The 23873-nt window shown below is 40.8% G+C and carries 17 protein-coding genes and 1 pseudogene; 9 read left to right on the forward strand and 9 right to left on the reverse strand.

From position 1 onward, the window contains the following. Positions 1-326 precede the first annotated feature (326 nt). Positions 327-1622, reverse strand: a complete 1296-nt coding sequence (locus NST81_RS02145) for a D-alanyl-D-alanine carboxypeptidase family protein (RefSeq protein WP_156179195.1) — start codon at positions 1620-1622, stop codon at positions 327-329. A 285-nt stretch (positions 1623-1907) separates the two neighbouring features. Here NST81_RS02145 and NST81_RS02150 point away from each other — a divergent pair, with 285 nt between their 5' ends. Further along, on the forward strand, positions 1908-2663 hold the full coding sequence (locus NST81_RS02150) for a sulfite exporter TauE/SafE family protein (RefSeq protein ID WP_004439552.1): 756 nt from the start codon (positions 1908-1910) through the stop codon (positions 2661-2663). Between the two features lie 172 nt (positions 2664-2835). On the opposite strand, the gene NST81_RS02155 is transcribed toward NST81_RS02150, so the two are convergent. The 3 genes and pseudogenes from NST81_RS02155 to uraA form a co-directional block, all read right to left on the reverse strand. Continuing rightward, complete coding sequence (locus NST81_RS02155; protein WP_155814572.1) at positions 2836-2997, reverse strand: hypothetical protein; 162 nt, start codon at positions 2995-2997, stop codon at positions 2836-2838. A gap of 435 nt (positions 2998-3432) precedes the next feature. Then, positions 3433-4622: pseudogene (locus NST81_RS02160) on the reverse strand (ISL3 family transposase). Between the two features lie 475 nt (positions 4623-5097). Further along, positions 5098-6366: a uracil permease gene (gene uraA / locus NST81_RS02165; RefSeq protein ID WP_004439556.1), complete on the reverse strand. Its 1269-nt coding sequence runs from the start codon at positions 6364-6366 to the stop codon at positions 5098-5100. Positions 6367-6583: 217 nt separating this feature from the next. Here uraA and NST81_RS02170 point away from each other — a divergent pair, with 217 nt between their 5' ends. The 6 genes from NST81_RS02170 to ltrA all read left to right on the forward strand — a co-directional run bounded on the left by NST81_RS02170 (position 6584) and on the right by ltrA (position 14950). Beyond that, entirely contained in the window at positions 6584-7162 is a 579-nt protein-coding gene (locus NST81_RS02170; RefSeq protein WP_048622531.1) for a hypothetical protein, read from the forward strand. A 1061-nt stretch (positions 7163-8223) separates the two neighbouring features. Continuing rightward, on the forward strand, positions 8224-9657 hold the full coding sequence (locus NST81_RS02175) for a putative bifunctional diguanylate cyclase/phosphodiesterase (protein ID WP_048622532.1): 1434 nt from the start codon (positions 8224-8226) through the stop codon (positions 9655-9657). A 469-nt stretch (positions 9658-10126) separates the two neighbouring features. Further along, the gene (locus NST81_RS02180) at positions 10127-10264 is read left to right on the forward strand and encodes a hypothetical protein (RefSeq protein ID WP_004439564.1); all 138 of its coding nucleotides are present in this window, start codon (positions 10127-10129) and stop codon (positions 10262-10264) included. A gap of 428 nt (positions 10265-10692) precedes the next feature. Then, positions 10693-11802, forward strand: coding sequence for a 3-phosphoserine/phosphohydroxythreonine transaminase (serC, locus tag NST81_RS02185; RefSeq protein WP_048622534.1), 1110 nt, complete (start codon positions 10693-10695; stop codon positions 11800-11802). After that, positions 11789-12964, forward strand: coding sequence for a phosphoglycerate dehydrogenase (locus tag NST81_RS02190; protein WP_048622535.1), 1176 nt, complete (start codon positions 11789-11791; stop codon positions 12962-12964). The genes serC and NST81_RS02190 overlap by 14 nt, the downstream gene beginning before the upstream one ends. Before the next feature lie 723 nt (positions 12965-13687). Then, on the forward strand, positions 13688-14950 hold the full coding sequence (gene ltrA, locus NST81_RS02195; RefSeq protein ID WP_327805004.1) for a group II intron reverse transcriptase/maturase: 1263 nt from the start codon (positions 13688-13690) through the stop codon (positions 14948-14950). A 124-nt stretch (positions 14951-15074) separates the two neighbouring features. Here the strand turns inward: ltrA and NST81_RS02200 are convergent, their stop codons facing one another. The 4 genes from NST81_RS02200 to NST81_RS02215 form a co-directional block, all read right to left on the reverse strand. Further along, positions 15075-15380 carry a PqqD family peptide modification chaperone gene (locus NST81_RS02200; RefSeq protein ID WP_244878059.1) on the reverse strand — a complete coding sequence of 102 codons (306 nt, stop codon included), beginning with the start codon at positions 15378-15380 and terminating at the stop codon, positions 15075-15077. 26 nt (positions 15381-15406) lie between these two features. Next, positions 15407-17293 (reverse strand): OPT family oligopeptide transporter, encoded by a 1887-nt coding sequence (locus NST81_RS02205; protein WP_048622537.1) that lies wholly within the window; start codon positions 17291-17293, stop codon positions 15407-15409. A 224-nt stretch (positions 17294-17517) separates the two neighbouring features. Beyond that, positions 17518-18723: an efflux RND transporter periplasmic adaptor subunit gene (locus NST81_RS02210; protein WP_048622538.1), complete on the reverse strand. Its 1206-nt coding sequence runs from the start codon at positions 18721-18723 to the stop codon at positions 17518-17520. A 17-nt stretch (positions 18724-18740) separates the two neighbouring features. Then, positions 18741-19400, reverse strand: coding sequence for a hypothetical protein (locus NST81_RS02215; protein ID WP_004439591.1), 660 nt, complete (start codon positions 19398-19400; stop codon positions 18741-18743). 252 nt (positions 19401-19652) lie between these two features. On the opposite strand from NST81_RS02215, the gene NST81_RS02220 reads away from it, so the two are divergent. Together NST81_RS02220 and NST81_RS02225 are read left to right on the forward strand one after the other, a co-directional pair. Next, positions 19653-20216, forward strand: a complete 564-nt coding sequence (locus tag NST81_RS02220; RefSeq protein WP_341028058.1) for a 3D domain-containing protein — start codon at positions 19653-19655, stop codon at positions 20214-20216. A 1103-nt stretch (positions 20217-21319) separates the two neighbouring features. Further along, positions 21320-22249 carry a 3D domain-containing protein gene (locus NST81_RS02225; protein ID WP_174521032.1) on the forward strand — a complete coding sequence of 310 codons (930 nt, stop codon included), beginning with the start codon at positions 21320-21322 and terminating at the stop codon, positions 22247-22249. A gap of 413 nt (positions 22250-22662) precedes the next feature. Here the strand turns inward: NST81_RS02225 and NST81_RS02230 are convergent, their stop codons facing one another. Beyond that, entirely contained in the window at positions 22663-23817 is a 1155-nt protein-coding gene (locus tag NST81_RS02230; protein ID WP_048622541.1) for an MFS transporter, read from the reverse strand. Positions 23818-23873 lie beyond the last annotated feature (56 nt).

A 23873-nucleotide genomic window follows, 5' to 3' on the forward strand; every position in this document is an offset into this window, starting at 1 on the left:
TCAGAAGTCAGCAGAGGTCATAGTATTAGTTGGTCTAGAACAACTAAGAAGGACCGAACAATTAAGAGAGAATAGCCCTTGGTATTCAGTGAGTCATGATGAACACAGAAAACGTAGTACCTCACTTGAGGGAGGAAGCGGTGAATCCCGTGGGAGACCTCTTGGAGGGTGGAGTGACCACTGGCATAAAGAGAACAGCTATTCACGGAAGTTATAAAGACTTGCGTCAATTATCTTAATTGAACCGCCGTATACGGAACCGTACGTACGGTGGTGTGAGAGGACGGGAGTTAATCGCTCCCTCCTACTCGATGGAATTCATCACTTTAAAAGATTCCGTCCATGAGGGCGGCAAACCAGTTTTCCTTCTGAATTTCTTCTTTTACCGTTGCTTTTACTTGAGCCTTTTTCTCTAATTTTGTCGTTAAATATCCGTAAGAACCATCCCGCAACGTAATTTTCCCAATAACGGTCCCTTTTTGAATAGGAGATTTAAGTTTCTTTTGATCTGTTAAAAATTTAGGCATAAGCGTCAGCTTGGCTTTGATCGAATGGCCGTTTTTAGGAACCAATTCAGTAACGGTTGTTTTAGATGTAATGGCTGCTTTTTCTTTCGTCCCGTTTTCTACGGGGATCTTTTGCTGGTTCGTTGGTAAGAATTTTTCCGGTGAAATTTTTTCATAGTCCCAATGGGTAAAGCCGTAGTCCAGCAATTTTTGAGCCTGCATGTAACGGGCTTTTGAAGATCGTTTTCCTTTTTTATTTTTGGCGTCTATGATGACGGCAATCAATTCGCGTTGCCCTCTTTTAGCTAATGCTACGATGCCGTAGCCTGCTGCGTCATTCATGCCCGTTTTCAAACCGATGGCGCCTTTATAAGGATATTTGCCATTTGGCAGCAATTGATTTTTATTGCGAAGAGGGATGCTGTACGAATCTGTAACAGGAAACTGATCAAGTTCTTTTTTTTCGATATCCATTTCATTTGGGAAAGAATGAATGAAATGGTATGCCAATAAAGCGAGATCACGGGCTGACATCTTATTTTCGCCATCGGAAGCTGTTCCTTTCACTTGGTACGGAGCAAGATCCTGGTTGTTTAATCCGGAAGTATTCACAAAAGACGAATGTTTCAAGCCAAGCTGTTTGGCTTTGTTATTCATCATTTGGACAAAGTGCTTGTCCGATTTGCCGGCCATTCGACCAAGAGCACGGCTGGCGGCGTTGGCCGATACCAGCGTCATGGCATTATATAAATCACGCACGGTGTACGATTGCCCTTGATACAGAGGAACATTTCCCAGCCCCGGCCTAGTGGACAAGTCTTGGTCGGTGGCATCCGCATGGTAGACATCATCCCATTTGAGATCGCCTTTTTGGATTTTTTCTAAAATGAGATATTGCGTCATCAATTTAGACATGCTAGCGACCGACAGCGATTCATCCATATTTTGGCCAAAAAGAATTTTTCCGGACTTTGCATCCACTAAAATCGCCGCTTTGGCATGAACGCTCATGTCACTGGCTGCTTCTGCTTTCGAATGGCGGCCGCTTGGAAACGACATACTGATCCCGGCGACAAGAAGGATCGCTACCAAATACATATGTACATATCGAATCATAAAACTTCCCACTCCTTCCCCCTTATTATATCTCGTTTTCTGTATAGCCGAATAAAAAAATAGAAGTACTTGTTCTCCTTGCTCCCTTTGCTTTCCAATTGTCACAAGGATTCGCCGCTATTTAGGAATAGCAAGAGAAGGTTTGCGGGAAGAAAAACAGCCAAAAGAAAAAATCCATTTTATAGAGAAGAGTGCTCTTGGAAGTTTGTGAAAAAAATGAAACTAGTATACCATAATAAGAAACATGATCTTTGGGAATGTGGAGAAAGAAGGAGGAAACAGAAGTTGGCGATTGTTTTGACCATGTTTGCCATGGGGCTCTTGCTCGGTTTTATAGGAGCAGGGGGGTCTGGCTTTATTATTGCTATATTGACTGTTCTATTTAACATCCCAATACATACGGCGCTGGGAACGTCGCTTACGGCAATGGCGTTTACCAGTTTATCAGGAGCTTATAGCCATTTTAGAGAAGGCAATACAGCTGTCGGTGTCGGACTGGTTGTCGGAATTTTTGGCGCGATAGGTTCTTACATCGGATCTAAAATTGCGACTGTTATCCCTGCCGGTGATCTTCATTGGCTGACAGCGGGAATGCTGTTTTTATCCTCCATTTTACTGTTAGTCCGTTTATCTCTGTCTAAAAAGGCCGAAGAGACAAAAACGAAAGAAGTGAAGTGGAATCAGCCGCTGACAATGATAAAGGCGATAATACTTGGAATAGTGGCCGGAATTTTATCAGGAACATTTGGAATCGGAGCCACTCCATTTATTCAGTTGGGTCTCTTGACGATGCTTGGTTTGACGATCCGCCAATCGGTCGGGACTACTATGCTGGTGATTTTGCCGATAGCGATTGGAGGCGGAACGGGGTATAGACAGGCTGGATACTTGGACTGGATATTGCTGTTGGAAGTATTGGTAGGTACCATGACGGGGGCTTATGTAGGAGCTAAATTTACCAATTTAGCCCCGAAAAGTGTTTTAAAAGTAGCCATGGTTTTAACGCCGGCCGTAGCAGCGTTGCTGTTGTTAATACAATAGTTTCACAGATTGCTTTTAATGGATTTATAAGGGTTCATGAAGCGGAGAGCGTTTTTATTGGATGAACCGGAATTCTGCCTATAACCTTAGTTGTTCCCTTCTATAGGAAAAATGAAGAAAAAGTGTATGAAAAAACGGACTCCCTTCAAAAGAAGTTCTGTCCGTTTTTTCATTAGTTTTCTTTTGTTTGTAATTTCCGCAAAAATTGTGCTTCTTGAAACTGCCTTCTCAGTTTTTTGGTGTCATAAAAATTTTTCAACTTTGGATACACGATTGGAGCAATCAGTGCACCATATAAGAGCCATTTTTTTGCTTTTGAATTGGCCATATTCATCATCCCTTTTCCTTTGAATTCTCGTTAAATAACGCTGTGCTTCAAAAATTTTCATCCAACGGTTTGAAAACCGAAAGAAGGAAGCCAGGACCTTATTTTCCTTCGGCAACTTTAAACAAGCCATTTTATTAAATACTGTTCCGAATTAAATATACTATAAATATAGTTGGAATAAAAGTATGGATGTTTTTAAAAGTGTGATAATTTTTAAAATGAGTATAATCAGGATAATGTTGATAAAAAATGAGTCTCATCACCATATTCTGTGATGTTCACACAATTCCGGTAATAAGTTAGCGAGATTGATACTCAATCTAGAGTAGCTCCTTCGTCAGCTTGCAGACCACTAAGTGGGTAGAATGGAAGAGGTCAAGCGCTTTCCTTGACGGCTTCCATTCTAGCCACTACAATGCGGAAAGCTGATGAAGGGCATGGTTAAGCAACCTGATTTTTATAAGTTTTACCTGTACATTCCAAAAATACACGTAGTCGAAATCTTTCAAGGTTTCTGAAGCCAAAAGCACGTCTTTTGATGTTCTTAATCTTATGGTTTGTACCTTCAATCCGGCCATTCGTAAAAGGGGTAAGAAAATATTGTAAAATTTGTGCCTTCCAATTTTCTATCGTCTTGGCAACTTGATGAAATGAAGGAAATGGGCTGCTCCATGCGAGTTGAATCCATTCTTCTAAGAGTGAATCAGCTGTATCATAGTCATTCACTTGGTATATTTCTCTAAAGAGTTCTTTTAGAAAATAGGCATATGACAATTCTGAATGCTCTTTGAGCATCTCATCTAATTGTTGTTTTTCATTAGCCGTTAACTTTTCAGAACCTTTCAAGAGTTTAAACCGTCCCTTTTTTAGTCCAGGAGTTTTCTTTCTAACTTGGTCAAGTGCATGTGTCACCTTTTGCACCACATGATATTTATCAATGACGATACAGGCCTCTGGGAATATAGATTTAACAGCTTTATGGAAGGGATCCCACATATCCATAACAACGGTATGAACGCATTTATCAGACAGAATCTTCTTGGCAAGTAAGATCTGAGTTGAACGATAACTCCGTTGATGTTCCATACCAAGCACACTCCCGGATTGGGTATCCATAAGAACTGTTTCATATCGGTGACCCTTTCGGACAGCGATCTCATCAAGGCTAAGGATTAATTCATTGTTTTCTAAAACACTTTCAAGAGTTTCTACATGCTCCTTCTCTTTTTCTTTAGCAACGGAATAAAATATTCTTTCAACAGTTGTATAAGGTATTTTTTCCTTTCGACTCACTTCTTGGATAGTAGAGCCAATGCACATTTCGTACAGATATTCTCTGTACCGATTGGTCTGATGCTTATTAGGACTGATAGATTCAAATGTTTGTGAAAATACCTCATTACAGTTGTGACAACGGTATCTATACACTCTGACAAATAAGAAAAGGGGCTTACCTAATACGGACAAGTCACGAACCTTTCTTGTCCGCCAGTCATGGACATGACTAGAAAAAAAACCGCAGTAAGAACAGCGTTCTTCTGTAGTATTTTCTCAACATGTAACAAATTGCAATCTTCAAGAAACACTTGTTTAACAACTTCAAATTGCAAATCTAGTGATACGGAAAACACTTTAGAACCTCCTGTTATGTTAAGTGACGCTAACATTACTGCCAGGAATTCGTGAGTGTTTTCCCTATTTTTGGGTTAAATCACAAAATGTGGTGATGAATCAAAAATGATAATCGCTTTAAAGTTCGTGCAGCCTGTTTGCTTTACGTCCATCAGTCAGAGATGAACAAACGATTCCTTTTTTAGCTAGTGCCTGCATTTGAGATGAAGCGGCGAGAGAGTGTGATCTTCAATTCAATGCTGTAAGATAAACTGAAAAAAGGATGAGAGGAACATTAATATTCCCTTTCATCCTTTTTTCATTTTCGCCTTTTCTTTTTATTTTTGAGGGTCTTTTTGAAATGTATTTGTTTGGAAGTGTACATTGATGATAACGTCTATCCGATTTTCATTCATTGCCCCGAAAATTTTACATATCGCCTGTCGCCAAGCAAAAAGATTGGTTGGGGGATCACTGTTTGAATACTAGATTGTTTTAATCTTCGTTCGAAATATGCAAGATTTCGAACAATTTAAAGAGCAAGCTTAGTAGAACGGCCACGACTGTAGCCAATGCCATGCCTTTTATCGAGAAAGATCCCCATGTAAAAGTCGTTCCGCTGATCCCGATCACAAGCACGACCGCTGTCAAGATCATATTGATCGGTTTGGAATAATCGATTTGCGATTCGACCAGCATTCTCAATCCAGAAACGGCTATTACTCCAAACAATAGCAAGGAAATACCGCCCATAACGGGTGTAGGGATGGACGAAATCAAGGCAGCCAGTTTTCCGAAAAAGGACAGGAGAATGGACAGAACGGCAGCTCCCCCGATCACCCAAGTCGAGTACACTTTCGTCAGTGCCAATACACCAATGTTTTCCCCATAAGTAGTATTAGGCGTGGATCCTACAAAGCCTGATAAAGTGGTGGAGATTCCGTTTCCGAGAATAGAACGGGCAAGACCGGGGTCTTTCAATAAGTCTTTCCCCACAATATTTTGCGTGACCACAAGGTGTCCAATATGTTCAGCGACAACTACTAGAGCGGCTGGAACGATGATGGCGATGCTTGCCCAATCCCATGATGGAGCATAAAAATCAGGGATCGCAAACCATTTCGCTTCTTTGATCGGTTGAAAATCGACCATTCCAAGGGATAAGGCGCTGATATAGCCAACCGTGATTCCGATCAGAATAGGGATGATTTTCAAAAAGCCGCGGAGCACTACGTTTCCAAGAATCGTCACTCCTAACGTCAAAAGAGAAACGAAAATGGTTTTTCCGTCCGGCGACCAATGAGCGGGTGGATGGCTTAAAGGTTTAATCAACCCCGCCATGTCAGCCGCGGTAGGAACCAGTTCTAAACCGATAACCGTAATAATGGCTCCCATCGCTGCCGGCGGAAAGACGACATCGATCCACTTTGTTCCGGCCAGATGAATGATAAGGCTGATCAGAATAAAAATAATTCCTACTGCTATAAAGCCACCCAGTGCTTCATGATAGCTCTTTTCTCCCAAAACAACAAATACGGGTGAAATAAAAGCAAAGCTGGAACCTAGAAAAGCCGGTATCTTGCCTTTCGTAATGAATAAATAAAGTAAAGTGCCGATTCCGTTCATCAGCAAAATGGTGGCCGGGTTGACATGAAACAAAATAGGCACCAACACAGTTGAGCCGAACATCGCAAATAGATGCTGCAGACTCAACGGAACTAGAGCTGCAAAAGACGGCCGCTCATCTACATCAAATGTTTTCATCGATTGATTAAGCTCCTTTTGTATAAAAATTATGAAGATAAATTTCTTGTACTATTATACGACAAAATTCGAACAATTCCTTGTCCAAATGTGAAAGAAGTCGATTTCCTTTATGTGCCACTGACAAAACTTCTTATGAATCTCCAAAGTTAGTGAAAGGCTTTTAGACGGCTTTGTTGAATATCCTTATTTAGAAGGAAAAACGGGAGGGAACAATGTGGAGCAGGCATATTTTAGTTCGAAAGTAGCAAAAAGCTTAGGGATCGGGGCGAGCACACTTCGCAAATACGCTTTGGCTCTTGAAGAGAATGGCTATCATTTTGAGCGAGGCATCAACCATTCACGTGTCTTTTATCCGAAAGATGTGGCAGTCATTCAGCGGATCATTGAAGCGATCACAAAAAATAACGTTTCCTTTGAAAAAGCGATTCAAATGGCGGCCGAACAAAGCCGGGAGCAACAAGAAAATCAAGCGATTGAGTCTCCAAAACAGGAAATTCATGTTCAAAGTCAAGATGTTTATGAACGTTTGCAGCAGTTGGAAGAAGGACAAAATCGACTCATCGAGATTAATCGTGAGCTGATTTGTAAATTAGAACAGCAACAATTGTGGATCAAGCAAAAAATGGAAGAAATCAAAATTGAAGAACGAGACCGTCATTTAATTCAGAGCTTAGGGACAACGCAGGTAAATAAATCAAAAAAATGGGTTCGCCCTTTTGAAAGTTTAGCCACCGTGTTGTTTGGAGAAAAAAAGAAACGCAAGCGAAATAAAACAGGGCTTTCGATTAGCTGAGGATGCAAGTCATTAATCGACATGGACAAATGTTAAAGACATTTCAAGGGAAAAAGCTGGAATGAAATTTACAAAAATACTGGGATTCTCCAGTGAACGTGGTTAAATAAGAAAACCCGCCGAGGTTGATATTATCCCTCTTGTGTAGACAGTTGGAAAAAAACCCATACTGTTTTGCATAGGAGGGATTTGTTTTGGCAAAAAGGGACCAAAATTCATAAACTATTCAGTTGAGTTCAAACTATTCGCTGTAAATAAGTATTTTGAAAGGGAAATGGAATACAAGGCTTGTTTCAGAAAGTGTATGGGTGACGGCAACCCACCAGAATTGGATGTTTTTCATTTGTCAAAGTTAAGATTTTACTGTGATCGTGAAAGTGACGAGATTTCTGCGGAAAAGCGAGTCGGGCGAGACCCTACTGCGGGGGACAAATAAGAGGCTTCGGGACCGCCCGCGGAAAGCAATGCCCGATATCAATCTTTACATGAATAAAGGGATGCACCGGGAGCGATTATGAATCGTCGGACAGCCTCGGATTTGTGATGGTATTGAAAAAATAGTTTTGATAGGAGATTTTGATGATTTAATAAGCTGTATGGGGTGGCAGCAGAATGGCATGGATCATGCTGTTTCGTCAAAGTGGGTGCCATTCTTTTAAAAATAATTAACCATATTTTAACGGAAAATTAATAATATTTTAATATAATATTTTTTTGTCTGGCTGCCGTTTTTTATAGAAACGTCTTGGGACTGGATTACAACTATTTACAGCCATATTCGAAAAGGGGCAACTTGACATTTTTTCCATGCAAAGCACCAAGTTCATACCATATTTTGTAGAAAATTGGATGAACTGAATAGGAGAATTACATATTGAGAAAATAAAAATAATAAAAAAATCAATGAAGAAACAGAAAATCAAAGGGAAAATTTGTATAAATATGTAGATTATTAGATGTTTTTTTCCTATAATAAGTAAATGGAGGGAATCTTTTTCATAGCAAGAGAACTGCAAAAAGATTCGTCAAAAAAAGTCGTGCCAGGAAGGAAAACGGTTTAAATGTCCATTTTTTTTGCAGAAAATTATGAAGACATGTCGATAAAACAAATGGCCAGTCACGACCTATTGACAAGGCTCCGCAACCGAAATGCTTTCATGGAAGATTTGAATAGATGGATCGATTGCAACGGTGGGATGTTTGCTGTTTTTTGCTTCGATTTGGATAGCTTTCAAAAAATGAATGATGCACTAGGTCACAGGATCGGAGATAAAGTGTTGGAAAAAATAGCCGAACGGTTGCAAGAAGTCATCGGGAAACATGGGACGGTCTATAGGGTCGGCGGAGACGAATTTGTTGCTCTAGTGAAATACGGAGAAAAAAGGGAACCGTATGTTCAATTAGCGCAGCAAATAATGGAAGTGATTGGCAGAAAAATGGAAGTGGAAGAATACGAACTTTTTATCACTACCAGCATTGGATTAAGTTTTTATCCTAACGATGGTGAAGATCCTGACACATTGTTTCAAGTCGCAGAAGTGGCTTTATCCCGGGCAAAAGAGTTCGGTAAAAATAATTGCCAAATCTATGTTTCGTCTATGAAAAGATCGACGTTTAAAATGTATCATCTAGAAAAAGAGCTGCGCAAAGCTTTAAAAAACGATGGCTTATCGATCGAATATCAGCCGCGTATAGAAGCCAACACGAATCAAATTGTTGGTGCAGAAGCTCTTTTGCGTTGGCACCATCCTGAATGGGGGACCGTGCTGCCATCGGAGTTCATTCCGTTGGCGGAAGAAGGAGGATTAATTAACGAGATCGGCGACTGGGTGATAAGGAAAGTATGCGAACAAATCCATGAATGGCAAAGCCAAAACATTGAAGTTCCAACGATCTCTATTAATATATCAGCAAAACGGTTTTTGAAAAAAGGTTTATATGAAACGATCCTGCAAGCAACGACGGACCACCAAATCGAACCTTCGCAGCTGGAAATGGAAATAACGGAGTTGTCTTTACTTCTTTTGAATGACCTGGTATTGGAACAATGGAGAAAAATACAAAACTTAGGAGTGCGGATTGCTTTAGATGACTTTGGCACAGGGTATTCTTCCATTAATAGCTTAAGAAAATATCCGATTGATACATTAAAAATCGACCGTTCTTTTATCCAATATTTAGAGGAGAACGTTATTGATCAAGCCATTATAAAAGCGTTGATCGAGATGGCGCATGCAATGGGAACGCGCATCGTGGCAGAAGGAGTAGAGACAAAATCGCAGTTGCAGTTTTTGCAGCAATGCCGTTGTGATGAAATTCAAGGATTTTTATTTAGTAAGTCGCTGCCCGGCAAGGAGATTGGACAGTTATTTATCCAAAAAATGGTTATTCCGCAAGAAATGATTTCTAGTGAAAAAAGGAAAAACATTCAATCCAATCCATCGAATTCTTTTGTTTGTTACTTGTCAGCCAATAAAACAAACAACGGACAATGAATAATAGATGTCTTGTCGACGATCAGGGTTTATAGAGGATGGCTCGTTCATAAGCGTAGTTCGTGAAAGAATGGGTTGTCATAGAGTGAGAGATTGGACGAGCCTAATTTTCAACTTTAAGGCGGAGATCATTTCCTTGGCTGTTCATCGAGAGACATAGAAAAACATAGTAGTGAAAAAAGGAAAAAATATCGAATCCATGAAAGCATAGGGCTTGCTCAAAAGGGAGTCAACCTATAATGAGCCGGCTTTTTTTGCTTTTTAAAGGATCAATTGGACGAAAAAAGATCTTTTCTTCGAAAGGGGAAAAGTACAGACTTTTTACGCATAGATTGTCGATTTGCCTTTCTCATTCTGTTTTATGCTTAGTTAAGGTTCATAATGCAGAGAAAATTCTTGTAAATCAGTCAAAAACAAACTATGATAGACACGTATTGACAAACATTTTAAGTTGAAAGGATGGAGGGATATGACAAAAGAACAGCAAATGTTTTTATCGATTTTAAAAGCAGCTTATGAAGAAGGATATAAAAAAGATAGCAATTTGGAAAATATTTTAAACTTGATCAAAACACAGATGGTGAAATTAGAATCGAACAACTCTTAAATGAAACAGGGTATTTACATAGAAAAATAGAGTGCAAAAAAGAGACCGGTTTGGAAGAAAAGGAACCGGTCTCTTTTTAATCTAAAAAAGTTGGAAAAGATTCCATTCTTTTCAGTTGCGGGAAGAAAGCAGCCGAGCGATCTATTGGCAAGGCAGCAGATGGAACACGATATTTGTCCGTTTTGGATTGCAAAAGTAAGCAGATGGCTTCCGAATCTGGGCATGATGAAAGCCGCCTTTTCGGAAGAAATGGGAGGGAGAAAGTTTCCTATAAAAATAGACATCCGTTTCTGCTGTGAAAGCACAACTAAATGAGTTTTCTTGCAAGTGGATCTTGATAGTTGGAGTATTTTGGCGTATAATTTTTAAATATTATTATAGTATAAATTTTCAGAATTGAAATCACAAGTAAAACGAGGAGAAGTGGAATGGAGAGAGTCTTTAATTTTTCTGCAGGTCCGTCGATGTTGCCGTTGCCCGTTTTGGAAAAAGTCCAAAAAGAATTGCTCAATTATCGTGGAACTGGGATGTCTGTAATGGAACTCAGTCATCGATCCAGTGCATTTGAAGAAATTATTCAGGAAGCAGAAGTTTTGCTGCGTGAATTAATGAGCATTCCTGACAATTACAAAGTGTTATTTTTGCAAGGGGGCGCTTCTTTGCAGTTTGCGATGATCCCCATGAATTTGCTTGTGAAAAATAAAAAAGCGGATTTTGTACATACAGGATCATGGTCGAAAAAAGCCATGGCGGAAGCAAAAAAATTCGGCGAAGTTCGTGTTGTCGCCTCTTCAGAAGATAAGAAATTCAGTTATATTCCATCCTTGGATCCGGCTATGTTTTCCGAGGATGCAGATTATGTCCATATTACGACGAATAATACCATTGAAGGAACTTGTTATTTCTCAGTTCCGGATACGGGAAGCATCCCTCTCGTTGCGGATATGTCTTCCAATATTCTTGCACAGGAATATGATGTGTCAAAATTTGGTCTGATCTATGCGGGAGCACAAAAAAACATTGGCCCTGCCGGTTTGACCGTCGTCATAATACGGGAAGATCTCATTGGAAACGCACCTGAGAATTGCCCCGTCATGTTAAACTATCAGACCCACAGTGATAAAGGTTCGTTGTATAATACGCCGCCGACGTTCAGCATTTATGTGGCAAAACTTGTTTTTGAATGGTTGAAAGAACTGGGCGGGGTATCCGTGATGGAAAAAATCAATCGAGAAAAAGCCCAGCTGCTTTACGAATTCTTGGATCAATCCGAGCTATTCCATTCCCCTGTGGAAAAAGAAAGTCGCTCATTAATGAATATTCCTTTTACACTGCCTTCTGAAGAATTGAACGCTCAATTTATTAAAGAGGCAAAAGAGCAAGGATTGGAAACATTAAAAGGCCACCGTACCGTCGGAGGAATGCGTGCAAGCATATATAATGCAATGCCGATTGAGGGAGTAAAAAAGCTGGTGGAATTTATGAAAAGCTTTGAGGCAAAAACAGCTAGGAGGAATAGAAGCAATGTACACAATTAAAACTTACAACAGCATTGCCGAAAGTGGTTTAAATATTTTGCGCCAAGAAAATTTTACGATTAACAATGATGCCGACCAACCGGACGGCATTATATTGCGTAGCTATAATTTGCATAATGTTGATATTCCGAGGAGTGTAAAAGCCATTGCGCGTGCAGGTGCGGGGGTGAACAACATTCCGGTGCAAGCTTGTTCAGAAAGAGGAATTGTGGTTTTCAATACGCCTGGAGCCAATGCAAATGCTGTGAAAGAACTGGTATTGGCTGTATTGCTTGCTTCCTCACGGAACTTATTTGATGGCGTGGAATGGGCGAAAACGCTTCGGGGGCAAGGTGATCAAGTTCCTTCCTTGGTGGAAGCAGGTAAAAAAGAGTTTGTCGGAACAGAGATTAAAGGGAAAAAATTAGGGATTATTGGCTTGGGTGCCATAGGGGCCCTGGTGGCTAACGATGCCCTCGAACTCGATATGGAAGTCATTGGATTTGATCCGTTTATTTCCGTCGATACGGCTTGGAACTTGTCGAGAAACGTCCAAAGGGCTATGAACATTGAACAAATTTTTTCCGCATGTGACTATATTACCGTTCATGTGCCGCTTACGGATCAAACGAGAGAAATGTTCAATCGAGAAGCATTTAGCCAAATGAAGCCAGGGGTACGGATTTTGAATTTTTCTCGTGGAGAACTAGTAAACGAACATGATTTGAATGAGGCGATTGAAAAAGGGATTGTGGCTAAGTATATAACGGATTTTCCAAATGACCGCATATTGGACATGAAGAACGTCATTGCAGTCCCGCATCTCGGAGCTTCCACGAAAGAATCGGAAGAAAATTGCGCCATCATGGCCGCCAAACAGTTAAAGGATTATTTAGAAACAGGGAATATTAAAAATTCTGTTAACTTCGCCAATGTAGAGCTCCCTTATGTCGGCAGAAAAAGGATTACGGTGATCCACCAAAATATTCCAAATATGGTGGGACAGATGACTTCCATTTTAGCAGAAAGCCATCTCAACATTGCCGATATGCTGAATCGAAGCAAAGGCGAGTGGGCTTATACGTTGATTGATATTGACAATAAAGTGAATGGCGATGTGCTGCCAAGTGTAGAAGCAAGAATAAAAGAAATCAAGGGAGTTGTGGCTGTTCGGTCCATTTGATCTGCCAGTTTAAAAGATTTTAGAAAATAGAAAATAACCTAAAGGCGACGTCACGATCGATGGATAGGGAGTTTCAGGCTTAAACTGTTATTCTAGTATTCTTTCTTTTAATCTTTCGAGGTTTATTAGCAAAAAAGTTCACGGAACATATGGATTCCGTGAACTTTTTTGTATGTGCGCCCGGCATGTACATGAACTATAGGGTGTAAGTCCCGAACCCCGAAGACAGAAGTAGAGGTTAGCCAAGAGCAAGGGTGTCCGTGGTGACGCGGAATCTGAAGGAAGCTGGAGGCAAAACACCGGTCCGAGGAACACGAACCTCATATAAGGCTAGGTATGATGGAGTGAGTTTGCATAACAAAACAAAGCTCTTTCTGTCGAAGGTCATATCGAGTAAATGAGGCGGATAGATGGTGTGAAAGTGCATGTACTTACCCGGGGAGGTCTGGCGGATATGTGAAGTACTCTTCATAACCTACTTAGTGATAAGTAGCTGAACCGTCAGAAGTCAGCAGAGGTCATAGTATTAGTTGGTCTAGAACAACTAAGAAGGACCGAACAATTAAGAGAGAATAGCCCTTGGTATTCAGTGAGTCATGATGAACACAGAAAACGTAGTACCTCACTTGAGGGAGGAAGCGGTGAATCCCGTGGGAGACCTCTTGGAGGGTGGAGTGACCACTGGCATAAGAAGATAAGCTATTCACGGAAGGAAGAATAACAATGCTTTTGAATCAAATCCTGTCACGGGAGAATATGCTTTTAGCTTTACAAAGAGTAGAAAAGAACAAAGGTAGCCATGGAGTAGATATGATGCCCGTACAAAACCTACGTCAGCACATAGTCGAAAACTGGATATCCATTAAAGAAGCTATTCTCAAGGGTACCTATGAACCAATGCCTGTTCGAAGAGTCGAAATCCCGAAACCTGATGGCGGTGTTCGGTTACTAGGTATTCCAACCGTAACAGACCGTTTGATTCAACAAGCAATTGCCCAAGTATTATCGAGGATATATGACCCTATGTTCTCCGAACATAGTTATGGGTTTCGTTCAAATCGAAGTGCTCATGACGCAGTTAGGAAAGCAAAAGGCTATATCAGAGATGGTTATAGATGGGTAGTAGACATGGATTTAGAAAAGTTCTTCGATCGAGTGAATCATGACAGGCTGATGAGTACATTAGCCAAGACTATTAAAGAAAAGCCACTATTGAAGCTAATCCGCAAATATCTACAAGCTGGTGTCATGATTAATGGTGTGATATCTAGGACAGAAGAAGGGACGCCGCAAGGTGGCCCCCTAAGCCCTTTACTTTCGAATATTGTACTAGATGAACTAGACAAAGAATTAGAGAAAAGAGGGCATAAATTTGTTCGTTATGCCGATGACTGTAATATTTACGTGAAGTCAAAACGGGCTGGTGAAAGAACCATGGCTAGTGTCAAACGATTTATTGAGGGAAAACTTCGTCTAAAAGTCAACGAGAAGAAATCTGCGGTTGACCGACCATGGAAACGAAAGTTTCTAGGATTTAGTTTTACACCTTCAAAAGAGCCAAAAGTTCGGATTGCCAAGCAAAGTCTAAAACGAATGAAGAAAAAGGTGCGAGAAATCACGTCAAGAAAAATACCATACCCAATGGAATATCGGATTAAGAAACTTAACCAATATCTACTTGGATGGTGTGGATATTTTGCATTAGCAGACACAAAGAGTATCTTTGAAGATTTGGATGGCTGGATTCGACGAAGACTCCGGATGTGTTTATGGAAAAACTGGAAGACCTCAAAGACCAGGATACGCAACCTCATAAAACTAGGAGTTCCTGAATGGAAAGCTTATGAATGGGGGAACAGTCGTAAAGGTTATTGGCGAATCTCAAAAAGTCCCATATTACACAGAACCCTTGGAAACTCCTATTGGAGTAACCAAGGGCTTAAAAGTCTACAGAAACGTTATGAATTCTTGCGTCATTTATCTTGATTGAACCGCCGTATACGGAACCGTACGTACGGTGGTGTGAGAGGACGGGAGTTAATCGCTCCCTCCTACTCGATTTACTGATCAAAATAAAGGAGAATGCCTTCGCACTCACATAATATGGATACTATTTTTCTTTCCATTTGAGCCAGTCATAGGATTCCAAGATGGACAGGAACGTGACTAAGCGTTCCAAAACGGGGGAGGCTTTGTCCCCCAGCTTTGTTTCTACGACATTCGCAAGCTCTAAAACTGTGCTTTTCCCGTCTATATGTCGGATGACAAAGAACCCTAAGTCATCCAATTGGATTTTTCTTTCTGACGGCTGCTTTAAAAATCGGACGGAAAATCGTTCGATCAGATTAGTACGTGGAACGATTAAACTCTGATTTTCATGGTCGATCTTTAGATTGTCTTTCAGTACCGGCACCATTTCCAAGAGATTTTTCTTCCGCCGGATCATTTTTTAGCCAGCCCTTTTTTGCTGGTAGAAGCCATGTATAACATCACGCATATGATGATAAATAAAAGAAGAGGCAGCCATTGGTTTTCGGTTGCTACATTTTCAGGAACCGGCACCTTCAGCCAAATTAAAATTGCGATGATCACGCCGACGAGAGATTCTCCCGCAATCAGACCGGATGCAAAAAGAACTCCTTTTTCGCTGCGTTTTTCTTTTTCTTCTTTCGATTTTGAAAGTACTTCTACAAGCCAGCGGACGATTCCTCCTGCCATAATCGGAACGCTTGTGTGAACCGGCAAATAAATACCAACGGCGACGACAAGGGAATTCAATCCTAAAAATTCAATCACGATTGAAATGGAAGCACCGATTAATATCAGTTCCCAAGGCAAGTTTCCACCCATAATTCCTTCTACTAATATTTTCATCAACATAGCTTTTGGAGCAGGCAGAGCAGCTGACCCCATCGTATAGGCTTTATGCAGCATCACAAGGATGAAGCCCATTACAAGACCGGAAGCCAAGACACCGATCATCATGGCAACTTGTTGTTTCCACGGTGTTCCTCCGACAAGATAACCGGTTTTTAAATCTTGGGAAATATCACCTGCTACGGCCAGTGCCGTACAAACAATGGCAGCGACAGTAAGGGCTGCAACCATTCCTTCTTTTCCGTGATAACCTGTCAGTTTAAAAATAAGCGTGACGATGAGCAGTGTGGCGATCGTCATCCCAGAAACCGGAGAAGAAGAACTTCCAACGATTCCGACTATTCTGGAAGCGACAGTTACAAATAAGAAGCCAAAAACGGCGATAGCCAGCGCTCCGAGAATTCCTACCTTTACAAACGGGTCAAGAGCAATGATAACGATGAGAACCAGTGCACCTAAAATTACGTATTTCATCGGCATGTCCCGATCGGTTCTGTCTAAGGACGCTTGGCTATTCGATCCATTGGAAAGATTTTTAAATGTGGCAGCCGCGGTTTGATATAATGTCGGGATTGATTTGGCCAATGTAATAATCCCGCCGGCTGCAACCGCACCTGCACCAATATAGCGGATGTAGTTGTCCCAAATTCCCCACGCATCCAAATGTTTAATCGGTTCTGTCGATGGGAAAATGGCATGGGTGCTATCTGCACCGAAAAATCCGATGAGAGGAATGATGACAATCCAAGCAAGCAATCCTCCCGCCAACATTTGACCGGATATACGAGGACCAATAATATAGCCAACACCGAGCAGAGCTGGATAAACATCCGCTCCCACTACCGCATTTTTAAATTTATATATGCCGGTTTCAATTTCTGTTTTAAACAGCTTAAAGCCGTCTCCCAAAGCTTTCATCAAACCGCCGATCAAAAGACCGGACGCAACCATGATGGCATTCGATCCGCCTTTTTCACCTGTGATTAACACTTCGGCACAGGCTGTTCCTTCAGGATAAGGCAATGTTTCGTGTTCTTTGACAATTAACATACGGCGCAGTGGAACCATCATAAAAACGCCTAAAAAGCCCCCTGTCAGAACAATGAAAATCAGCATGGACTGACTGATGGGGATATCCCATAAAAAGAGTGCCGGAATGGTGAAAACGGCGCCCGCCCCAAGCGCTTCACCGGCAGTTGTCATGGTTTGCACGATATTATTCTCTAAAATAGAATCTTTTCTGAAAATTCCGCGCAAAATTCCCATGGAAATGACAGCTGCAGGGATGGAAGCTGATACTGTCAAACCAACTTTTAAACCTAGATAAGCGTTCGCGGCTCCGAATAAAATGGATAAAACAATTCCTAATATAATCGCTGTGACAGTAAGCTCAGGCAGCGACTTTGACGCCGGAACGTAGGGGACGAATTTTTTTCCGTTTTTTTCAGACATAGACAAACCCCCTGAATATTAAATTTTGTTAAAAAATTAAAACGGATTTTAACCTAAAACGGATATAATTATACTCTTTTTTCTTCTTTCAATCAAGACAAGCGTCTCGACATGATCATTTCCATTCATAACAGGAAAGTCGGCCGTCAACATGTTATATAGAAAAATAGATTTCTTTCATTCTATATAACATGTTTTGACTTGGCCAACCATTCATCATTATTTTAGGAAAGTACACCTAACATAAAATACAGGAGCATATCTTTTTTGCGTACGTTCTGAATCGCTTTTTTATCTGTATCAGAGAATTTAAACGGTGTAATAAAAGGAGAGTTGACTTTCTGAATATCCTGTGGATGTGGAAGGACCGCTTCTCCTTGTTTTACACCTCGAATGATTTCTTGTTTTTGTCCGACATGAATTCCCTTCGTTATTTCACGTTTTTCTACGATTCCTTCTCGGTTGAGAACAAGTACGTAGTTTTTCTTATGATCTTGAAAAACGCTGGATGATGGCACCATTAACGTACTTAAAGATTCTTTCGTTATGATGGTAATGTTTGCTTTTGAACCGGGTAGAAGAGGTTCGTTTGAATCTTTTACATTGAACAATTGGGCTTTAAAAGGATAATAGCTATTTTTATGTACAGAAGGTTCATTTTCCGGATAAGAGTCTACTTTTATGATTTTTCCTGTATATTGTTTTTTCTTTGTATCAACAGAAACTTTGACTTTTAATCCTTCTGTTACCTTTTTGCGCTGCTTTTCGTTCAATACCCCTTGAACGGCTGGTTTCAAGGAGCGGATCGTTACGATTGGGTTGTTTAATCGATCGTCGATTTTTTCTACATAGCCTGCATAAGGACTTTTTACAGTAAGTTGTTGTTTTCTTTGATCAAGTTCGCGGAGAAGAGTATCATACTTTTTCACTTCTTCTTGTAATTTGCCGATTTCCGCTTGCTGTTCTAATATTTGACTTTTAACTGTTACCTCAGCAGCGCTTGGCGTTTGATCAGAGCTTTTTAGAGAAGATTGTATGTTTTGTAACTTTTGCACTTCCTCCGTGACCAGATCTATTTCTCTTTGTGCCTGCTCTTTTTCTGCCAGCCATTTTGCTCGTTCTTCTTCTATTTCAGCCGGCGAATATTGAAAGAGTTCCGTCCCGGGAGAAACTTTATCCCCTTTTTCTACTAAAAACTTGCTGAATTGCCCCATGGAAGGATCGAAATAGACCGGATATTCCTCTTGTGATGTAATAACGCCCGATGTATGGAATGTTTCAGCCAGATTGCCGATTTTGACCCGCGCCCATTTGTCTATCCACTGCGTTTTCTCGATTTTGCTATCTTTTTTAAAAATCAAGTAAAGATTGCCTGCTATTAAACAAGCACACAAAACGGCGATGATCATATTTCTCGTTGTTTTTCGCACGATTCTGCCCTCCTATCTTAAATAAGTTTTTCGATATGTATGGAAGTGAAGAAAGCGGTAAAGGCCCAAAAGACAATAGATAATCCTGCGATCACAGCCGCAATATAAAGCGGTTTATGATCCGTCATTCTTTTTAAGAATCGATATTGCAGGACTAATGTCCAAATTTGGAAAAGAGAGATGCTTCCAAAAAAGCGAATAAGGATCGAATGATCGGTCAAATAGCGAATCGCCGTTCCTAATGCGAAAGGAGAATAGTACCATTTCAATCCGTATAGAAACTCAAATGGCAAAAGAATAACCCTTTCTCCTATCAGAATGGTTAGAACAAAAAGCTGCAAGACAAGTGCTTTGCGGAAGTCTACTTCCATTAAGCCCCAAAATAACAATGACGGAACGACTAACACTAACAAAACAAAGAGGATGCCCCAAAACACGCTTCCTAAAACAAAAAAGACTTTTCTTGCAGCCAATTCATTTGCGGTCCAATCCGCTAATCGATGCGAAAGGTCTTCACTTCCAATGCCAAGGCAGCTGCTTACAGCCGATAGAATGACGCTAATCACCAGCAAGATGATGATTCGACTGCTTAACCCTCGGATGGTTTCAGCTTGTTCCAGCTCATAAAGCACATTCCGAGTCTTAAAAACTCCCTTCCAAAGCTTTACTTGATACATAGTTGCAACATCCTCCATAACAGGTTATAAATAACAGCAATTATTTATTATATAGAAACGGCAAGACACATACCAGACGAATATACCATAATCTCTGTGTGTGACTGCCTCCTCTTTCTACTATTATAACCAATTATTCTATCATGTTAAGAAAATGAAACATTTACGTAATAAAAAGATAATGAACTGTAAAATCACTAGTAGTTTAGTCATGATAGAATGATACTCGTTAATAGAAAAGGAGGTTATGGTGTGAAGAAAGCAATTGCCGCTCTCTTTACTGCAGTAGTATGTTTCAGCTTTGCTCATTCCTCGAATGCGGCAAGCACGACATATACTGTCAAAAAGGGAGATACATTATGGAAGATTGCCAATGCTTATAAAACGACTGTCGATAATATAAAAAAATGGAACCATCTAACATCTAACAACATTACAGTAGGAACGAAATTAATCATTCAATCTAGTTCGACCGCAACAGCCAAGAATACGTCTACAACATCCGCCGTAAACTCTACTGCGGGAAAGAAAGTGATCGTCGTTAAGGCCACTGCTTATACAGCATCTTGCAAAGGATGTTCCGGCGTTACAGCGTTGGGAATCAACTTGAAAAAAAATCCGAACGCGAAAGTGATTGCAGTGGATCCTAAAGTTATTCCGCTCGGTTCAAAAGTATATGTGGAAGGATACGGCCAAGCAATCGCAGCCGATAAAGGATTTGCTATTAAAGGAAATAGGATCGACGTGTTTGTTCCATCCCTTCAAAGTGCACGTAATTGGGGAGTAAGGACAACGAAGGTGACGATCTTACAATAAATTTTCTCCGTTTATCTTGATCGTGTTAGCTCATTTCGTGTGAAATCTTGGCTTCTCACGAAATGAGCTAAATTGTTGGGCGAACTCCTGCCCACGGGAGTGAACGCAGCAGAGAAAACCTATTAAAAATCGAATTTCAAACGTCTGGAAGCAACAAAATTCCAGACGTTTTTATGTGCGCCCGGCATGTACATGAACTATAGGGTGTAAGTCCCGAACCCCGAAGACAGAAGTAGAGGTTAGCCAAGAGCAAGGGTGTCCGTGGTGACGCGGAATCTGAAGGAAGCTGGAGGCAAAACACCGGTCCGAGGAACACGAACCTCATATAAGGCTAGGTATGATGGAGTGAGTTTGCATAACAAAACAAAGCTCTTTCTGTCGAAGGTCATATCGAGTAAATGAGGCGGATAGATGGTGTGAAAGTGCATGTACTTACCCGGGGAGGTCTGGCGGATATGTGAAGTACTCTTCATAACCTACTTAGTGATAAGTAGCTGAACCGTCAGAAGTCAGCAGAGGTCATAGTATTAGTTGGTCTAGAACAACTAAGAAGGACCGAACAATTAAGAGAGAATAGCCCTTGGTATTCAGTGAGTCATGATGAACACAGAAAACGTAGTACCTCACTTGAGGGAGGAAGCGGTGAATCCCGTGGGAGACCTCTTGGAGGGTGGAGTGACCACTGGCATAAAGAGAACAGCTATTCACGGAAGTTATAAAGACTTGCGTCAATTATCTTAATTGAACCGCCGTATACGGAACCGTACGTACGGTGGTGTGAGAGGACGGGAGTTAATCGCTCCCTCCTACTCGATTTTTTCATCAAGTAGAAAAGGCATTTCATCTACTAATCTGTTTGGAATGACCATGTATTACCAATTACTTCTTTTTCCATCTGAGTTATATCAATCCATAATCATTACATGAATGTTACAAAGAAAGGGGAAAAAGGGGAAGTGAAATGATCGCGTAACATAATGGCAAGGAAACGTAATCGGTTTTTAAAATCACAGTGCTGTTTTTCATGTTAAAATGAACCTCGTCAGTGAATAAAGGAGGTTAATTACGTGAAAAAATCTGTAATTGCTCTAGCAGCCGCAACGATGTTATCAGGTGCTTTTGTTGCCGATGCATCTGCTGCTTCGTACAAGGTGGAGCGAGGAGACACATTATGGAAGATTGCACGTGAACATCATACTACTGTAGATAAGTTAAAGGAAATGAATCACCTTTCCTCTGATTTAATCTTCCCAAATCAAGTCCTAACTACTTCGGATATACCTGAGTATTATACAGTTCAAAAAGGAGATACATTAAGCAAAATCGCCAAAGCTTACGGTATGTCTGTCCAAACTTTAAAATCAATCAATCAATTAAACTCTGATCTTATTTTCCCGGGAGATCGCATTGTACTAAACGGTTCAAAAGCAGTTCAGCAGACTGTTGAGAATAAATCGGTACAACAACCTGTTCAAAGTCAGGCTGCACAGCAACCTGTTCAAAATCAACAAGCTAATCAAACCGGTCAAACTGAAACAAAAGCGACAACAGCAGCTGTTCAACAGCAAAATACAACGGCACAACCAAGCCGGTCTGTACAGCAATCTGAACAGCCGGCACAAAATGCTCAACAACCGGTACAAAAATCTCAACAACCGGTACAAAAATCTCAACAACCAGCTCAGCAAGTTCAATCTCAGCCGGCACAGCAGTCTAATACACAACCAGACAATGCTGCTCAAGGAGAAACCTTTACTATGACGGCCACAGCTTATACAGCTAATTGCGGTGGTTGCTCCGGTGTAACAGCAACGGGAATGAACTTAAAAGCCAATCCGAATGCGAAAGTCATTGCGGTTGATCCGAGCGTCATTCCATTAGGAACAAAAGTATATGTTGAAGGATATGGTGATGCGATTGCCGGGGACACTGGTGGAAGCATTAACGGAAACAGAATCGACGTTTTCGTTCCAAATGATCAACAAGCTCGTAATTGGGGAGTTAGAACGGTAACAGTAAAAGTACTTAAATAATAAGGAACTTAAATTGGGGGGAGGAACCATGCCCTCCTTCGAAATCATTTGAGATGACACCCTTGATAGATGAATTGATTTTCCTGTTGGCACATGTGTTCTATTGTAGTAAAAGAGTAGATTTTGAAGCAGAATAAAAAAGACCAGTCACGCTGTTTGTATATGGATAAATGAATGAGAATACTCGTCCTTTTTGGATTCTCAATGGATAGCCACAAGGTTTAGGTTGGCTTACTATTGAGAGTGGCGAAAGGACGAGTTTTTTTATGGAATCCTTTTGATCGAAACAGAACCTGTAAAAGCAGCCTTTTAGATGAAAAACGAAACTTCAAATAGGCTGCTTTCAAAATTCCATTGGAAACGTAAAATCGAGCCGGGGGGCTTAATACTTTATTGATTTCACAATTAATGTTTTATTCTTTCACGGGATGCATTTCGAATTTTCGGTTCATCATCAGTGCGATAAAGAGAGAAGGTATGACCGCTGCTGCCATTCCGGCAAACGCCAACCCAGCCGACTTGGAGTAGAGATAGCTTCCCAGAAAAGTGAAGACGCTGATGCTTAGCCCCATAGCTAGAGAGGCATAGATGCCTTGAGCCGCCGGAATGAGTCGATTGTCTAATTCCTCATGAAGAAGGCGTATAAATGCGTAATGGGCAAGTGCAAATGTAAGAGAATGCAGAAACTGGGTGAAAATAAACATCCATACCGTTGGCACAAGATAGACAAGCCCCCAGCGCACGATCGAAGCCGCCGCGGAAATGGCAAACATGCGAGAAGTGGAGACTTTTTGAAAAAGGCGATCCGCCGTCATAAAGAACAATGTTTCAGCAAGGACGGCCAAGTTTAAAATCATGCCACTCCAAAAATCTCCGGCATTCAATTTTTGTAAATAAATAAATCCGTAATTATAGTAAGAGGCGTGGGCTCCTTGAATAAGGATACATACTACCATTGCCGCCATAAACCGTTTGGATCGAAACAGAGGCAGATAGGAAACCGACTGTTCTTGGTGCTTGGCCATAAGCGATTTCGGCGTTTGGACATGAGCCGCAATGGTCATAAGACAACAACTGGCAAACATGGTCCAAAAAATAGAACTCTCACTGTAAAAAGACAAAATTGCTCCGACGGCTACTAGTGCTGTCGCATAGCCGATGGATCCGAAAGATCGGCTGATTCCGTATTGAATTTGATCTGTCTTCATCATGATCGATCCTAGGCTTTCGGAAACCGCCAACATCATGGGATAGATAAAACTGAATAAAATCATGGCCGCCAAAATCCATCGAAAAGAGTGGACCGGCAGAAATAATAAAAGGATTAGTACAGAAAGCAAGGAAATCATTTTCATTTCATGACCGATCGCCATTTTCTTGCTTAAAAATGGGAATACAAAAAATGTACTAAATGCGCGGATCAATAATCCGACCGCAATGATCGTACCGGCGGCTTGAATAGAAAGCCCTTTTTCATTAATCAGCCAAGTATTCCAATAAGGAATAAATACTCCCCAAGTAAAAAAGAACAAGAAAAAATTAATCGACAACCAAGTTTGTGGTTTCAAAAGAATCCAACCTTCCTAGCATACTCTGAAAAAATTATATCGAAAAAGAAAAAGAC

Source organism: Bacillus sp. FSL W8-0223 (assembly GCF_038006805.1).
GTDB classification, from domain to species: Bacteria; Bacillota; Bacilli; order Bacillales; family DSM-4216; genus Bacillus_O; species Bacillus_O smithii.

Coding starts and splice junctions, on each gene's coding strand:
- NST81_RS02145 (WP_156179195.1), bottom strand. CDS start 1,622: ATGATTCGATATGTACATATGTATTTGGTAGCGATCCTTCTTGTCGCC.
- NST81_RS02155 (WP_155814572.1), bottom strand. CDS start 2,997: ATGAATATGGCCAATTCAAAAGCAAAAAAATGGCTCTTATATGGTGCA.
- uraA (WP_004439556.1), bottom strand. CDS start 6,366: ATGAAAACATTTGATGTAGATGAGCGGCCGTCTTTTGCAGCTCTAGTT.
- NST81_RS02175 (WP_048622532.1), top strand. CDS start 8,224: ATGTCCATTTTTTTTGCAGAAAATTATGAAGACATGTCGATAAAACAA.
- NST81_RS02180 (WP_004439564.1), top strand. CDS start 10,127: ATGACAAAAGAACAGCAAATGTTTTTATCGATTTTAAAAGCAGCTTAT.
- serC (WP_048622534.1), top strand. CDS start 10,693: ATGGAGAGAGTCTTTAATTTTTCTGCAGGTCCGTCGATGTTGCCGTTG.
- NST81_RS02190 (WP_048622535.1), top strand. CDS start 11,789: ATGTACACAATTAAAACTTACAACAGCATTGCCGAAAGTGGTTTAAAT.
- ltrA (WP_327805004.1), top strand. CDS start 13,688: ATGCTTTTGAATCAAATCCTGTCACGGGAGAATATGCTTTTAGCTTTA.
- NST81_RS02200 (WP_244878059.1), bottom strand. CDS start 15,380: ATGGTGCCGGTACTGAAAGACAATCTAAAGATCGACCATGAAAATCAG.
- NST81_RS02205 (WP_048622537.1), bottom strand. CDS start 17,293: ATGTCTGAAAAAAACGGAAAAAAATTCGTCCCCTACGTTCCGGCGTCA.
- NST81_RS02215 (WP_004439591.1), bottom strand. CDS start 19,400: ATGTATCAAGTAAAGCTTTGGAAGGGAGTTTTTAAGACTCGGAATGTG.
- NST81_RS02225 (WP_174521032.1), top strand. CDS start 21,320: ATGTTATCAGGTGCTTTTGTTGCCGATGCATCTGCTGCTTCGTACAAG.